The sequence below is a fragment of the Couchioplanes azureus genome, assembly GCF_014648355.1.
In the GTDB taxonomy this organism is placed as follows: domain Bacteria; phylum Actinomycetota; class Actinomycetes; order Mycobacteriales; family Micromonosporaceae; genus Actinoplanes; species Actinoplanes azureus.
In genome coordinates this window covers 357,477-372,849 of sequence record NZ_BMQY01000004.1, presented here as the reverse complement: position 1 = coordinate 372,849, position 15,373 = coordinate 357,477, and the positions used below count along the sequence as shown (strand labels likewise).

The following is a 15,373-nucleotide window of genomic DNA, read 5'->3' as shown; positions in this document are numbered from 1 at the left end:
GCGCCGGAGATCATTTCGGCCTCCGATCGCCTGACCTGCTGGAGAGCGCCTCGTGCCGGCCATTCGGCGCATACGGGCTCATGACGGTGAGGTCGTTCATGCACCGGAGAGGATGACGACCGGCTCTGTGCGACGCTCCGCACTTCCCAGCGATCGGCCGCACCACATACTGTGAGTCCATCTTGCTCGCCCGTCGCCCAAAGCCCAAGGAGAACTCTGTTGTCGTCGGCTCCGTCCGTTGATCTCAATCCGTTCACGGAACAGACGGCGGGAAAGTACTTCGTCGGCAGAGAGGAGCAGTTGCTCAGTTTCAAGCGGACCCTGACCGGCCTCAAGCTGGGGCAACCGCGCCACCTGTTCGTCGCCGGCACACACGGCACCGGTAAGACGTCGTATCTCTACAAGCTGGTGGAATTGTCGCGAGCCGAGGACTTCCTCGCCGCATTGCCGACTCTGGACCCCGCGGCCACCGGACGCCAGCACATCGCGACGGTGGTCCAGTCCCTCATTTCGACGCTGGACGCCTGCCTCTCGGTGGATCCCCTCCAGCAATCGCGCACGCTGACCCGCGACTGGGAGAAGGGCGGGGAATCGACGAAATTTCGGCTGGCCCGCACCGAACGACTGCTGAACGACGACCTGAGAGCCGACCTGGAAACCATTCAGAGGTTGGCGAGCGAGGCCGGCAGGAAGCGCATCGTCGTCTGCATCGACGAGGGGCAGCGGATCGATGCCTTCGCTCTGTCGGCGCTCAAGAACGCACTTCAGCACCTGGACAGCTACCTGGTAGTCCTCTCACTCCGCCTGATAGACGACGCGAACGGGATCGTCGCCGGGGGCCGGGCGATCCTGGACACGAAGGCCAACGAGGCCGAAGGTGATCTCGGCGCCAGCCGTTTCTTTCTGGCCGGTGTGCCGCTCGGCCCTTTCGAGACGGATCAGGAAAGCCGCTCGTGCCTCATGAAGAGGCTAGAAGGCAACGCCGTCAGGTTCGACGACGACGTGATGTCGCTCGCCGGGCGGGTCACCGCGCGTCATCCGGCGAAGTTGATCGCTCTCGCCTCGAACCTGTACGACCTGGCAGCAGTCACTCCAACCAGGACGGCCGACATGGGAGCCTTTCGGAAGTCTTTCATCGATCACTACCGGACCGAGTACTGCGAGGCGGTGCAACTCGCCGGTTCGCTGCCGGAAACGAGCAGGAGCGTCATCATGGCCCTGCTCGACTTCGACCGTGCCGTGCGGCCGACCGAGCTGGCGCTGCACCTGGCGCCCAAGATCGATGGTTCGGCCCTGGAGATCGTCACGGCCGGGGTGGAGAGCGAACTGCACCAGCTCGAAGGGTCCTCCTTCCTCAGCGCGGCCGAGGACGGCTACCGGCTGAGCGATCCCGTGCGGCGATTCGCGCTCGGCGCGGTGCTGGGCAAGTCATGACCACCGTCGCGTCCTTCGAGCCCGACGAGCTGCAGGACCTCGAGGAGTCCTACATACCTCGGACCCTGCAGAAGTCCGTGGAGTTCCTCGCCAAGTCCCGCGAGCAGCGGGCCGCCTGGCCCCTGATGGCCGGGCTGCCGTCGAACCTGCGGAGCTCGGCGCTGGTGATAGCGGCCCTGCGGTGCGTCGACAAGGAACGTTTCGGCGTCGAGATCGCCGACGCGGCACTGTACGTGCGGGGGCAATGGGGAAGCCTGCAGAGCCCGGACGACCTCATCGACCTCCTGACGGTGGCGATCGCCGAGCATTCGGAGGCGCGGTACATCACCCAGCTTTTCGCGAGGCTGGACAAGAGCATCCGGGCGGCACGGGAGTCGGTCGAGGGTTGCCCCACGGTGGCGCTGAGCCGCGCCGCACTGGCTGCGGCGGACGGCGGGGACCGGCGGCTGCTGCAGGAGTGGTGCGACGCGCTGGTGGACCGGCAACGCACCGAGACCGGTTCGTGGCCCGACCTCGCCATCGCCAAGAACGAGTCGCTCGCCGCGACCGCCTGGGCCTTGCGCGCTCTGGTCAGGTCGGGGCTCGACAAGTACGCCGAGAACACCCGGAAGGGCTTGAGTTATCTGCTCGGCTACATCAACGAGCACGGCTGGGACGAGATCGCCGCCCAGGGGTCGTACGTGCACAGCATCGTGGTGCAGGCCCTGTCCGTCGAGACGCCTGAGGCACTGACCGCCCAGGACGGAGGGGTGCTGCTCCTTGCCCGCGCCATGAACCCCGACGGCGGCTGGGGGGTGGCCAAGGACGAGGTGAGTGGGACGGAGTACACCGCGCTCGCGATACGAGCCCTTTTCGAGGCCGGAATCGGACGCTACGTCCCGTGCCGGGCCGTGGAGAAGGTGTTGCTCAAGATAAGGACTCGCGCCGACGCCCTGGAGCTCGAACGGGACCGCATGCGGGAAAATCTCGAGGATCGCGTCAGAGAGGAGTGTGGTCGGGTGATCCAGGAGCGACGCCAGCTTCGACAAGAAATGGATGATCTCAAGAGCCGGCTCGATCGGCTCGAGCAGAAGTTGCGAGATCAGCGTCGGCAGAACGTCGCCCTGCGAAGGTTCCGTGACCGCGTGTTGTCGGGCGACGCCGTGTCGGAGTATGCCGAGGCCATGGAGGTCGCCGCCGCCGACCGTTCCAGCCGTTTCGGCGTGCTCACCCGTTACGTCGCCCTCGCCGCACTGGTTCTCGGTGCGACATCGCTGTTCATGTTCGACAGGTCCGCCACCTCCGGCGCCACCGGACAGACCGTTGCCGCCAGCATCGCCGCGGCCCTGACCGGTATAGCGCTGGCGCTGACGACCTGGGCCTTCATCTCCCGGCGTCGGCGCGCGGCCGGCGGTGCCGTTGAGCGGCTCATCGCCCAGCGCCTCGGCCTGGAGCTGGCCGACGACTCGCCGAGCCCGCTGACCGCCGTCAGTGAGCAGGTCGAGCTCTTCCGCTTCGCGACGGCCGACCTGCCGCCGGACGTCCGGGAGGAGATCATCTACCGGCTGGCTTCGGAGGGCTCGCACATGCCTTCCGAGCTCGCGCATCGCTTCACGATGGATCTCCTGATGCGGTTGCACATTCCGCCGCGTCAGACCGCAAGGCTCGAGCGCTGGCTCGAAGCCTTCGTCAAGCTGACGATAGACGAACGCCGGACGGTTCTGCTGCAGCTCCGAAGGTACGTTCTTTGAGCCTTGTCCGGGGCGCGCTGCTGATGGTGTCCCTGACGCTCCTCGGCGCGTTGTTCCTGCCGGGAGCCGCACTGTCGGCAGTCCCTCTCGTCGTCAAGGCCGCCGCGTTCCCGGCAGGTTCCTCGCACAGCGTCGTCGTGCAGCTGGAGAACGCCGGGGACCGCCCGGTGCACGTGTCCCGTGCTCTGTTGTCGGGACCTCACGCCGCGATCCCGGCGCCACGGCCCGCGGTGGTGATCCCCCCGCAGTCCACCGTCGTCATTCCCTTCGATGGGATTCCCTCCGCGCGGGGATCCTACGTCCTGGTCGAGTACTCCCTCGCGGGATCGTCGACGCCGTCGTCGTTGTTCGTGGCGGTCGCCACCGAACCCGCCGTCCCGGACAATCCCGCCGTTCTGGTCGGCGTGATCGCGGCGGTGACGAGTCTGTGCGGCGTGCTGGTCGGTGCGTTCGCCACGCATGTCATGACGGCCCGCCGGGAGAGGCGCAAGGAGCGTCACGACTGGAAGGCGATGATCTACAAGGAGCACTACGCCGACTACACCGACTTCCTGGCCACCCTGGGTGTCGATCTGAGCCCGACACTGCTGACCGAACGCTTCAGTGCCTTGCGCGCGAAGGTGCCGATCTCCGCGGACGCCATCGCGGCGTTCCGTGCCACGCAGGCGATGCTGACGAGCGCGCAGCACACCAAGGACGAGAAGCTGGCGGCTGTCGCCGTTCTCAACGATGTGATCCGCGCCGAGCTGACCGAGCTGAAGTAGCCCGGCACGGTCGTCGGCCACTGCGCCCCAGACCGGATCTGACCATCTTGTGGCGCACCCCGCCGGTCCCGGGTGTGGCCGATGTGACGGGCGGCCGCCCCGTCCCGCCGGAGCTCGGCGACGTGAGCTGGGAACCGGCCTGAGTTCGGCTCGACCCGGAGTTGTGTCAAAACGCAACATTCGAAAGATCAGGTTATGTCGGCGCGCCCGGATCTGTCGGATAGCGCCCTTCCGGCTGCCTGTTCACCCGGCAGTGACTGCTTTACTCTCACATTGATCGACGGCAATGTCCTAACTGGGCGGACGGCTCGCTCTACTAGGTACTGACGTGGAGCGTCGGAAATGTCCGTTGGACGTGCCGTAAACACCGGACAAGAAAGAGGTGGACATGCACGATCGTGCATGGAAAATCCGCGCCCGGGCCGCAGTGGCCGTCGCCGCCGGCGTCCTGGCCCTGGTAGCGGGTGGCGCTCAGGCCGCCGCCAGCCCGGCCGGCGCCGCGGACTCGTCGAGCTCCCCGGCGATCCAGATCACCCAGAGTCCCTTCGAGCTCGTCCTTCCGGGCGCTCAGGCCGGGAAGTCCGCCAAGGTACCGGCAGACGGCTCGGTTACGGCGTTCCACGGCTTCAGCACCTTCCGGAGCATCAAGATCGAGTCGCAGGGCTTCGATCTCGAGGGGCGCATTCAGGGCCGACTCCGCAGCCACAATTTCGAGAGCCTGTGGCAGGTCTACAACCTCCCGTCGTCGTCCGGGTGGAATCTCTGGGTGCTCAAATTCAAACAGGACACCAGTCAGAGCGTCCTGAAGGAGACCTTCCACCGTGAGGAGCTGATCGATGTCAACATCGATATCAGGTTCCGGGTCTCGGCAGCCGCATTGCGGAACGTTTCCACACTGCGCATCGGCTTCGAGACACTGAGGCTGGAACTCGACGGCGAGACGAAGGACTTCACCGTGGTCAACGGTGCTTCCGGCGGCGGCAGGGACCAGAACGGCAACGAGGTCCCGGTGGATTTCGAGCCGGTCTGAGGAAAGTCCGGCCAGGTCTTCGCTGACCGGCCGGTGAGGCGTTGACGGCGGCGGCCGGTGCCGGGGCGTGTCCGGTGCCGGTCGCCGCCGGGCACGCGGGCGCGCCGCCCGCGGCCCGGGACTGGTGACCGGAAAAGGTCAGATGAGGATCACGAAGGCCAGGGAGGCCGGCATGCCATCCACTCCGAGCACACCGAGATCACCCCGGACGCTGCGGCGGGCCCTGGCGAGATCCGCCGTGGCCGCCATGACCGTCCTCGCGGCCCTTGTGGCCGGCGGCTCCGGCGCCGCAGGGGCGGCCGGTGCCCGTTTCGTGCCGGAGGCCGCGGAGGCCCGCTGGGACGGCGCCGTCGCCACCGTCGTCTTCCAGGAGGTGGATGTGGCGCTGGCGGGCGACCTGACCACCATCTCCGTCACCGCGACCGTGGACGTGGACATCACCTGCCGCCGCGGCGAGTCGACTGTCGACATCCACCGGTCCGCGACCGTCACGAAGGCGAACGACTACCCGATCGGCGCCGACGGCACCGTCGCAGGCACCGCCAGGCTGCCGCTGGAGGTGACGGGGTGGCAGGTGCCCGGCTACTCGTGCGCGGCACGGCACTGGTCGGTCACCGCGGTCCTGGAGGACTTCTGGACCGGCGCCACCCTGACCCACAAGGCCTGAGGGACGGAACCGGCCACCTCCGGTAGTTTGGTGCTGCTGCATCGGCCGCGGAGGAGGAACGCTGTGGGGCAGACTCCGGCGGACCCCCGGCGGCGGATCCCGCGCACCGACGCCGTGCTCGGCGAGCCGCTCCTCGTCGCCGCCGCGGAGCGGCTCGGGCGGGCACCGGTCAAGGCCGCCGTCGTCGCCGCCCAGGCGCGGGCACGGGCCGGGGAGATCGATCCCGGCGACGTCGTCTCCGTCGCCGTCGCCGCGCTCCCGGCGGCGCCCGGTGGCCTGCGCCGCGTCGTCAACGCCACCGGGGTGGTGCTGCACACCAACCTCGGGCGGGCCGCGCTGTCGGCCGCCGCCGTCGAGGCCGTCGCCGCCGCGGCGGGGCACACCGACGTCGAGCTCGATCTCGGCAGCGGGCGGCGGGCCATGCGGGGCCGGGACGCCCTGGCCGCGCTCGCCGCCGCCGTGCCCGTGGCCGGGGGTGTGCACGTGGTCAACAACGGCGCGGCCGCGCTGGTCCTGGCCGCGACCGTGCTGGCCGCCGGGCGGGAGATCGTCGTCAGCCGCGGGGAGCTGGTCGAGATCGGCGACGGTTTCCGCCTGCCCGACCTGCTCGTCTCCACCGGCGCCCGGCTGCGCGAGGTCGGCACCACCAACCGCACCCGCCTCGCCGACTACGCCGCGGCGGTGGGGCCGGAGACCGGGTTCGTGCTCAAGGTGCATCCGTCCAACTTCGTCGTGCGCGGGTTCACCCGGGCCGTGCCGGTCGAGGAGCTCACCGGGCTCGGGGTCCCGGTCGTCGTCGACATCGGTTCCGGGTTGCTCGGCCCCGACCCGCTGCTGCCGGACGAGCCGGACGCGGCGACCACCCTGCGGTGCGGCGCCGATCTCGTCGTCGCCAGCGGTGACAAGCTGCTCGGCGGCCCGCAGGCCGGGCTGCTGCTGGGCGAGGCCTCGCTGGTGGAGCGGCTGCGGCGGCACCCGCTGGCGCGGGCCCTGCGGGTGGACAAGCTCACCCTCGCCGCGTTGCACGCCACCGTCGCCGGGCCGCAGACGCCGACCTGGCGGGCGCTGCGGACCGATCCCGACGCGCTGCGGGTACGCACGGAGCGCGCCGCCGCCGATCTCGCCGCCGCCGGTGTCCGCGCCGAGGTGGTCGCCTCGGTCGCCGTGGTGGGCGGGGGCGGCGCGCCGGAGCTGGAGCTGCCGTCGTGGGCCCTCGCGCTGCCCGGGGAGTACGCACGGCCCCTGCGTCTGGGGGAACCGCCGGTCGTCGGGCGGGTCGCCCGCGGCCGGCTGCTGCTCGATCTGCGCTGCGTGCCGGCCGAGCGGGACCCGGCCCTCGTCGCGGCGGTGTCCACCGCCGCCCGGGCGCGGGAAGCCGGCGTCGAGGAAGCCGCCGGAGGGTGACGATGCACGTCGTCGCCACCGCCGGGCACGTCGACCACGGGAAGTCGACGCTGGTCCGGGCCCTGACCGGGATGGAGCCCGACCGGTTGGCCGAGGAGCGCCGCCGCGGCATGACCATCGACCTCGGGTACGCCTGGACCACCCTGGACCCCGGCGGCACGGTCGCGTTCGTCGACGTGCCGGGGCACGAGCGGTTCGTGCCCACCATGCTCGCCGGGGTGGGCCCGGCGCCGGCCGCGATGGTCGTCGTCGCGGCCGACGAGGGGTGGATGCCGCAGTCGGCGGAGCACCTGGCCGCGCTCGACGCCCTCGGCGTGCGCCACGGGCTGCTGGTCGTGTCCCGCGCCGACCTCGCCGATCCGGGGCCCGCGGCGGCCGCGGCGGCCGCGCGGATCGCCGCGACGTCGCTCGGCGCGGTCGAGGCGGTCGCCGTCAGCGCGGTCACCGGGGCGGGGATGGCCGAGCTGCGGGCTGCGCTCGGCCGGCTCGTCCTCGGGCTGCCCGCGCCGGCGGAGGGGCCGGTACGGCTGTGGGTCGACCGGGCCTTCACGATCCGGGGCGCGGGCACGGTGGTGACCGGGACGCTCGGCGCGGGGGAGCTGCGTACCGGTGACGAGCTGGAGCTGACCGGGGCCGGCCGGCCGGTGCGCGTGCGGGGGTTGCAGAGTCTGGGCGAGCCGGTCGCGGCGGTGCGCGGCACGGCCCGGGTCGCCGTCAATCTCCGCGGCGTGCCCCGCGACGCGGTCGCGCGCGGGGCCGCCCTGCTGACGCCGGGGCGTTTCGTGCTCACCGACCTGGTCGACGTGCGGGTGCACGGCGACCCCGTCGCGGACCTGCCGGCGACGCTCACGCTGCATGCCGGGTCGGCCGCGGTGCCGGCACGGGTACGCCCCCTCGGCGCCGACACGGCGCGTCTGCGGCTGGCCCGGCGGCTGCCGCTGCGGGTCGGCGACCGGGTGCTGCTGCGCGACCCCGGCCGGCACCACGTCGCCGGCGGCGTGACCGTGCTGGACGTCATGCCGCCGGGTCTGCGGCGGCGCGGTGCGGCCGCGGCGCGGGCGGCCACGCTGTCCGGGATGGACGGTGCCGTCGACCTGGCCGGCGAGCTGCGGCGCCGGGGGCTGGTCCACCGCGACGACCTCGCGCGGATGGGGGTGCCGCCGGACCGTGCCCCCGTGGCGGGTGGGTGGTTCGCCGATCCGGCGCATTGGGCGCGGCTGCGGGACCGGCTCGCCGACGAGGTCGGCGCCTACGCCCGCGAGCGCCCGCTCGAGCCCGGGGTTCCCGTGGAGGCGGTGCGGCACCGGCTCGGCTTGCCGGAACGGTCCCTGGTGGAGGCCCTGGTGGCGCCGCCGCTCGCGCTGCGGTCGGGGCGGGTCTCGGCCGGGCCGGCCGGCGTGCCCGGCGAGCTGGCCGCCGCGGTGGGGCGGGCCTTCGACCCCGGCCGGCCGTTCGCGGCGCCGGAGACGCACCGGCTGGCCGAGCTGGGGCTGGGGGCGCGGCAGCTCGCGGCGGCCGCCCGGGCGGGGCTGGTGGTGGTGCTCGCGGAGAACGTCGTGCTGCCCGTGGACGCGCCGGAGCGGGCGGTGGGTGTGCTGGCCGGCCTCGCCCAGCCGTTCACCCTCAGCGAGGCCCGCCGGGCGCTGGACACGACCCGGCGGGTGGCGGTGCCGCTGCTCGGGCTGCTCGACCGCACCGGCGCGACCCACCGGCTGAGCGACGACCGCCGTACGGTCGCCGGGCGGGGTCGATGCGCAAACCGCTGGGGTAGGTGCGAGCCATGACCCCCCTCAGCGTCTGGCCGGGCAACCCCTATCCCCTCGGTGCGACCTACGACGGCGGCGGCACCAACTTCGCGCTCTTCTCCGAGGTCGCCCGGCGCGTGGAACTGTGCCTGTTCGACGACGACGGCGTGGAGACCCGCATCGACCTGCCGGAGCGCGAGGCGCTGGTGTGGCACGGATACCTGCCCCGGATCGTGCCCGGGCAGCGCTACGGCTACCGGGTGCACGGGCCGTACGACCCGTCGCGGGGCGTGCGGTGCAACCCGCACAAGTTGCTGCTCGACCCGTACGCGAAGGCGATCGACGGGCACCACGAGTGGGACAACGCGCTGTTCTCGTACCACTTCGGCGATCCGGGCTCGTACAACGACGCGGACTCGGCCCCGTACGCGATGCGCTCGGTGGTGGTGAACCCGTACTTCGACTGGGCCAACGACCGGCCGCTGCGGATCCCGTTCCACCAGACGGTCATCTACGAGGCGCACGTCAAGGGCATGACGGTGCGCCACCAGCGGATCCCCGAGGACGTCCGGGGCACCTACTCGGGCCTGGCGCACCCCGAGATGATCAAGCACTTCCGGGAGCTCGGCGTGACCGCCGTCGAGCTGATGCCGGTGCACCAGTTCGTGCACGACAGCGGGCTGGTCGAGCGCGGGCTGAGCAACTACTGGGGTTACAACACCATCGGCTTCTTCGCCCCGCACAACGACTACGCCTCCTTCGGCGGCCGGGGCGGGCAGGTCCAGGAGTTCAAGTCGATGGTCAAGGCGCTGCACGCGGCCGGCATCGAGGTGATCCTGGACGTCGTCTACAACCACACCGCCGAGGGCAACCACCTCGGCCCCACGCTGTCGTTCCGGGGCATCGACAACCCGGCGTACTACCGGCTGGTGGACGGCGACAGGCAGTACTACTACGACACCACCGGCACCGGGAACAGCCTCAACGTGCGCCACCACGAGTCGTTGCGACTGATCATGGACTCGTTGCGCTACTGGGTGACCGAGATGCACGTCGACGGCTTCCGCTTCGACCTGGCCGCCTCGCTGGCCCGCGAGTTCCACGAGGTCGACCGCCTCGCCGCCTTCTTCGACCTGGTCAACCAGGACCCGGTGGTGAGCCAGGTGAAGCTGATCGCCGAGCCGTGGGACGTCGGCGACGGCGGCTACCAGGTCGGCGGCTTCCCGCCGCTGTGGACCGAGTGGAACGGCAAGTACCGCGACAGCGTCCGCGACTTCTGGCGCGGCGAGCCGGCCAGCCTCGGCGAGTTCGCCTCGCGCTTCACCGGCTCGTCGGACCTGTACGAGATCGACGGCCGCCGTCCCATCGCCTCGATCAACTTCGTCACCGCGCACGACGGCTTCACCCTCACCGACCTGGTCTCGTACAACGGCAAGCACAACGAGGCCAACGGCGAGGACAACCGCGACGGCGAGAGCCACAACCGTTCCTGGAACTGCGGCGCCGAGGGTGCGGCCGACGACCCGGACATCATCGCGCTGCGCGAGCGGCAGAAACGCAACTTCCTCGCCACGCTGCTGCTGTCCCAGGGCGTGCCGATGATCTCGCACGGCGACGAGCTGGGCCGCACCCAGCACGGCAACAACAACGTCTACGCCCAGGACAACGCGCTGAGCTGGATCGACTGGGCCGACGCCCGGCACCACGACGTGCTCACCCTGTTCACCCGGAGCCTGACGAAGCTGCGCGCCGAGCATCCCATCTTCCGCCGCCGGCGGTTCTTCACCGGCGGGCCGGCGGGCGACTCGAAGCTGCCGGACATCGCCTGGCTGCGCCGCGACGGCGAGCCGATGACGCCGCAGGACTGGACCGCGCAGTCCGGCATGACGATGACGGTCTTCCTCAACGGCCACGGCATCCCGGAGCGTGACGCCCTCGGCGAGCCGATCGTGGACGACTCGTTCCTGGTGCTGTTCAACCCGCTGCCCCAGCGGGTCACCTTCACGGTGCCGCCGCGCGAGTACGGACGGACCTGGGAGAAGGTGATCGACACGGCCGACCCGCTGCTGGCCGGCCGACGCCGGTCGGTGCGGGCCGCGGGGTCGCTGGAGGTGGGCGGCCACACCATGGTCGTCCTGCGCTGTAGTTACTGAGCGTCACCGATTACTGACAGTTACCTTTGCGGCAACGCGGACGCCGCCTTGCGGTGGCCTTGAGGCTCCGCTGGCATCGTTTCCCACCTCGGCACACGACGGGAAGGAACGAGCAGATGAAGCTGGCACGCCTGGCCGCCATCCTGGGGGTGGCCGTGACGGCCGTCCTGGTGGCCCCGCACCCGGCCTCGGCTGCCGCGAGCATTCCCGGCACGCCGATGGGCCTGCGGAACGTGCGCTCGGCGCAGAACGCCGCGCAGACCCTGGTGTACTGGAAGCCGGTCGCCGGCGCCACCAACTACCGCGTCACCGTCACGGACGGTGTCACCAGCTGGTCGTACGTCGTCGCGGCGACCCAGCCGCTGAACGCCGGCGGCACCCACCAGCTGACGGTCGCCACGCCGGACAAGTGCTCCCGCTACCAGATCACGGTCGCCTCGCGGGACGCCGAGGGGCAGGGCAGCAGCATCTCCGTGACGGAGAAGTCGCTGGTGCCGACGATGGTGATCAAGGCGAAGGCGGTCCGCGGCACCGACCGCACCAAGGCGACCTTCACCTACACCGCGCCGCAGTGGAAGGGCTACCTGGGTGGTCCGACCGGCGGAGCGCAGCCGGACGACCCGCGCAACCCGAAGATGAGCTTCACCAGCACCGCCCAGCTCGTCCGGCTCTCCGACAACAAGGTCGTCGCCACCAACGCCGCCACCGGTGCCAGCTGGACCAGAGCCCGGTCGCTGAACTTCAGCGGCCTGGAGCCGAACCGGGCGTACGTTCTCAAGATCACGAACGCCAACAAGTGGGGCAGCTGCGCCGCCCAGACCGGCCGGATCCTGCTCAAGGCCAACTGACGTCATCCCATCCCCCCGAAGGACTCGCCCGGCCCTGGTGGCCGGGCGAGTCCGCGTGTCTGTCGCCAACCCGACTGTCACCGCGCCGCGCTACCTGCCATGGCGAAGGATGGCGGGATGGCGGATGTCATCGTGGTGGGCGGCGGGATCATCGGGATGACGGCGGCGATGCGGCTGCGCGAGCGCGGCGCCGACGTGACGCTGTGGAGTCCCGACGCGCCGGCGGACACGGTCTCCGCGGTCGCCGCGGCGGCCTGGTATCCGACCGGCCTCGTCTTCGAGCCACGGGTGCTGGCCTGGGCCGCCGCCACGTACGCGTACTTCCGCCGCCAGGCCCGCGACGGCGTGCCCGGGGTGATGGTCCGCGAGACCCGCAACCTCGAGCGCGACGGCGCGACCGGCGAGCCGTGGTGGGCGCCGGCCGCCGGCCGGGTGCGCTACCTGCCGGCCGAGGCGCCGTGGACCCGAGAGGTGCGCTTCGACGCCCCGGCGGTCGAGATGGACGTCTACCTGCCATGGCTGCGGCAGCGGTTCGAACGCGCCGGCGGGCGCGTGGTGCGCCGGCGCGTCGACCGGCTGGAGGAGGCGCTCGCCGAGGCGCCGGTGATCGTCAACGCCACCGGCCTGGCCGCCGGGTCGCTCTGCGGCGACCCCGAGGTCTATCCGGTCCGCGGCCAGATCGTGCTGGTCGCCAACCCGGGCGTCTTCGTCTCGGTGCGCGACCTGACCCGGCCCAGCACGTACGTGCATCCGCGCACCCGCGACGTGGTGCTCGGCGGCACCTTCGACGAGAACAGCTGGAGCACCACCCCGGATCCGGCGACCCGCACCGCGATCGTCGAGCGCTGCCTGGCGCTCGTGCCGGAACTGGCGGGCGCGCCGGTGGTGGGGGAGAAGGTGGGCCTGCGCCCGGCCCGGCGCGGCGGGCCGCGGGTGGAGGTCGAGAAGCTGTCCGGCGGGACGGTCGTGCACGCGTACGGCCACGGCGGCGCGGGCATGACCCTGTCCTGGGGTTGCGCGGACGAGGTCGCCTCCCTGGCCCTTTGATTGCCTACCGTTAACCTTCCGTTTACGCACCGTCGCCCTTAGACTCACCGCAGTCCATCTGCGAGGAGCTTTGAGGCGATGATGTCCGGGCGACCGAAGCCGCTGCCGCTGCTGTCCACCCACTCCGGCCGCGACCGGATGACGTGCCTCTACCGGTGCGCCAACGCCTGCGACCATCCGGTGCCCAACACCTCCGCCAACCCGTACCTCGGCGACCTGGTCCGGGCCGGGCTGACCCGGCGGGGTCTGGTCCGGCTCGGCGCGGCCGGTGCCCTGGTGCTCGGCGTCGGCGCCGGGTCGCAGGCCGGGACCCGGCCCGCGCGGGCCGCGGCCGCTCCCGGGCAGGCGGCGCCCCACCCCGCCGGCGCACTCACCTTCACCCCCGTCCCGCCGAACACGCTCGACGCGGTGATCGTGCCGCACGGCTACGACTCCGCCGTGGTGATCCGGTGGGGCGATCCCGTGCTGCCCGGCGCACCCGCGTTCGACGTGCACCGGCAGAGCGCCGAGCGGCAGGCCGCCCAGTTCGGGTACAACAACGACTTCCTCGCCGTGCTGCCGCTCGGCCGTGACGGGCGGCGGGCGCTGCTCGTGTCCAACCACGAGTACACCAACGAGGAGCTCATGTTCCCGGGCTTCACCACCCAGGAGGCCATGTCGGTGGAGCAGGTGCGGGTGGCGATGGCCGCCCACGGCATGTCGGTGGTGGAGCTGGAGCGGGTGGGCCGGACCGGCCGGTGGCGTCCGGCGCGCGGCGACCGGCTGCCGTACAACCGCCGGATCACGATGCTCGCGTCGCCGTTCCGCTTCACCGGTCCCGCCGCCGGCTCGCCCCTGCTGCGCACCGCCGAGGACCCGGCCGGCACGACCCCGATCGGTACGCTGAACAACTGCTCGGGTGGCGTGACGCCGTGGGGCACGGTGCTCTCGGGTGAGGAGAACTTCAACCAGTACTTCGTGGGCGGCGACCAGGCCCCGGAGGACCTGAAGCCGAAGCTCGCCCGATACGGCATCTCCACCACCGCGCGCTACCCCAGCGGCTCGCGGCGGTGGGAGCGGGCGCAGGAGCGGTTCGATCTGGCGAGGCATCCGCACGAGGCGCACCGGTTCGGCTGGATCGTGGAGGTGGATCCGCAGGATCCGCACGGGCGGCCGCGGAAGCACACCGCGATGGGCCGGTTCAAGCACGAGGGCGCCAATGTGATCGTGGCGAGGAGCGGTCACGTGGTGGCGTACATGGGTGACGACGAGCGGTTCGACTATCTGTACAAGTTCGTGTCGGCGAAGAGGTTCGTTCCGGGTAACCGGGGGCACAACCTGACCCTGCTGGAGTCCGGCACCCTGTACGTGGCGAAGCTGTCCGGTGACAGCCCCGCGGCGGAGATCGACGGCACCGGCAGGCTGCCCTCCGACGGCGCCTTCGACGGCACCGGCCGCTGGATCAAGCTCGCCTCCGGTCACCGGTCGTACGTGCCGGGCATGAGCGTCGTGGAGGTGCTCACCTTCACCCGCCTCGCCGGGGACGCGGTGGGCGCGACCAAGCTGGACCGCCCGGAGGACGTGCAGCCCAGCCTCGTCACGGGGAAGATCTATGCGGCGCTGACCAACAACACCAACCGCGGCGTGGGCAGCTATCCGGGCGTGGACGAGGCCAATCCGCGCAGCCCCAACCGGCACGGCCAGATCCTCGAGATCGTCGAGGACGGCGGCGACCACACCGGGGAGACCTTCACCTGGTCGCTGCCGATCGTCTGCGGCGACCCGGAGGATCCGTCGACGTACTTCGCGGGCTACGACAAGCGGGCGGTCTCGCCGATCTCGTGCCCGGACAACGTCGCCTTCGACCGTACGGGAAACCTCTGGATCGCGACCGACGGCAACGCGCTGGGCAGCAACGACGGCCTGTTCGCGACCGCGATCGAGGGCCCCGAACGGGGCCGTCTCAAGCAGTTCCTCACCGTGCCGCCTGGCGCGGAGACCTGCGGCCCGTTCCTCACCGGCGACGACCGCTCGGTGTTCGTGGCGGTGCAGCACCCCGGCGAGATCTCCGGCGCCACCGTGGACGACCCCGCGTCCACCTGGCCCGACGGCGACTTCGCCAAACCCGCCGTGGTCGTCACCTGGCGACCGGACGGCTGTCCCATCGGCACCTGACGGCCGGCTCGTCGCGGGCCGGGCCGGTCCGTCCCGGGGGCCCGTCGCCGAGAGAACCCCGGAGCCGTCGTGCGAAAGCCCGAGCCGTCGTCAGGCTCAGGGCCGCCGCCCGGAAGCCGGGAGCCGCCGGCCGGAGGCCGGTGGGGAGCACGCTGCCTACGCCCGGTCGGCCGGGCGGTCCCAGCCGTCGCAGCGGTCGTCGCCCTCGCCGCCGGCCGGATCGCCCGGGCCGAGCAGGTCGAGCAGATCCGGCCCGGAATGTCCCGTGTCGACCGTCCGGCCGATGAGTCCCAGCTGCGCCGCACAGTCCCGGCCGAAGCCCTTGACCATGCGGTCGGCGCGGGTGGGATGCCCGCACCGCGGACATTTCCGCATCGGCGCTCGACCGCGTCTCATG

Annotated in this window: 12 protein-coding genes; 11 read left to right on the top strand and 1 reads right to left on the bottom strand. The window is 71.5% G+C overall.

Going from position 1 to position 15,373, the window contains the following annotated elements; genetic code table 11:
- Positions 1 to 219 precede the first annotated feature (219 nt).
- The 11 genes from IEY99_RS16860 to IEY99_RS16810 all read left to right on the top strand — a co-directional run bounded on the left by IEY99_RS16860 (position 220) and on the right by IEY99_RS16810 (position 14,976).
- Positions 220 to 1,434 carry an ATP-binding protein gene (locus IEY99_RS16860; protein ID WP_189204239.1) on the top strand — a complete coding sequence of 405 codons (1,215 nt, stop codon included), beginning with the start codon at positions 220 to 222 and terminating at the stop codon, positions 1,432 to 1,434.
- Positions 1,431 to 3,164: a hypothetical protein gene (locus tag IEY99_RS16855; RefSeq protein ID WP_189204237.1), complete on the top strand. Its 1,734-nt coding sequence runs from the start codon at positions 1,431 to 1,433 to the stop codon at positions 3,162 to 3,164. Before IEY99_RS16860 ends, IEY99_RS16855 begins: the two co-directional genes overlap by 4 nt.
- The gene (locus IEY99_RS16850) at positions 3,161 to 3,928 is read left to right on the top strand and encodes a hypothetical protein (protein WP_189204235.1); all 768 of its coding nucleotides are present in this window, start codon (positions 3,161 to 3,163) and stop codon (positions 3,926 to 3,928) included. Before IEY99_RS16855 ends, IEY99_RS16850 begins: the two co-directional genes overlap by 4 nt.
- A gap of 388 nt (positions 3,929 to 4,316) precedes the next feature.
- Positions 4,317 to 4,958, top strand: a complete 642-nt coding sequence (locus tag IEY99_RS16845; protein ID WP_189204233.1) for a hypothetical protein — start codon at positions 4,317 to 4,319, stop codon at positions 4,956 to 4,958.
- A gap of 172 nt (positions 4,959 to 5,130) precedes the next feature.
- A complete protein-coding gene (locus tag IEY99_RS16840) occupies positions 5,131 to 5,625 on the top strand; it encodes a hypothetical protein (protein ID WP_189204231.1) in 495 nt (164 codons plus the stop codon).
- 63 nt (positions 5,626 to 5,688) lie between these two features.
- Positions 5,689 to 7,029, top strand: coding sequence for an L-seryl-tRNA(Sec) selenium transferase (gene selA, locus IEY99_RS16835; RefSeq protein ID WP_189204229.1), 1,341 nt, complete (start codon positions 5,689 to 5,691; stop codon positions 7,027 to 7,029).
- 2 nt (positions 7,030 to 7,031) lie between these two features.
- The gene (gene selB, locus IEY99_RS16830; protein WP_189204835.1) at positions 7,032 to 8,813 is read left to right on the top strand and encodes a selenocysteine-specific translation elongation factor; all 1,782 of its coding nucleotides are present in this window, start codon (positions 7,032 to 7,034) and stop codon (positions 8,811 to 8,813) included.
- Positions 8,810 to 10,927: a glycogen debranching protein GlgX gene (gene glgX, locus IEY99_RS16825; protein WP_189204227.1), complete on the top strand. Its 2,118-nt coding sequence runs from the start codon at positions 8,810 to 8,812 to the stop codon at positions 10,925 to 10,927. Before selB ends, glgX begins: the two co-directional genes overlap by 4 nt.
- A 116-nt stretch (positions 10,928 to 11,043) precedes the next feature.
- Positions 11,044 to 11,775: a hypothetical protein gene (locus IEY99_RS16820; RefSeq protein ID WP_189204225.1), complete on the top strand. Its 732-nt coding sequence runs from the start codon at positions 11,044 to 11,046 to the stop codon at positions 11,773 to 11,775.
- A gap of 117 nt (positions 11,776 to 11,892) precedes the next feature.
- Positions 11,893 to 12,822 (top strand): FAD-dependent oxidoreductase, encoded by a 930-nt coding sequence (locus IEY99_RS16815; RefSeq protein ID WP_189204223.1) that lies wholly within the window; start codon positions 11,893 to 11,895, stop codon positions 12,820 to 12,822.
- 81 nt (positions 12,823 to 12,903) lie between these two features.
- Positions 12,904 to 14,976, top strand: a complete 2,073-nt coding sequence (locus IEY99_RS16810) for a PhoX family protein (protein WP_189204833.1) — start codon at positions 12,904 to 12,906, stop codon at positions 14,974 to 14,976.
- 156 nt (positions 14,977 to 15,132) lie between these two features.
- Here IEY99_RS16810 and IEY99_RS16805 read toward each other — a convergent pair whose 3' ends face one another.
- Positions 15,133 to 15,372 carry a hypothetical protein gene (locus IEY99_RS16805; protein ID WP_189204222.1) on the bottom strand — a complete coding sequence of 80 codons (240 nt, stop codon included), beginning with the start codon at positions 15,370 to 15,372 and terminating at the stop codon, positions 15,133 to 15,135.
- Position 15,373 lies beyond the last annotated feature (1 nt).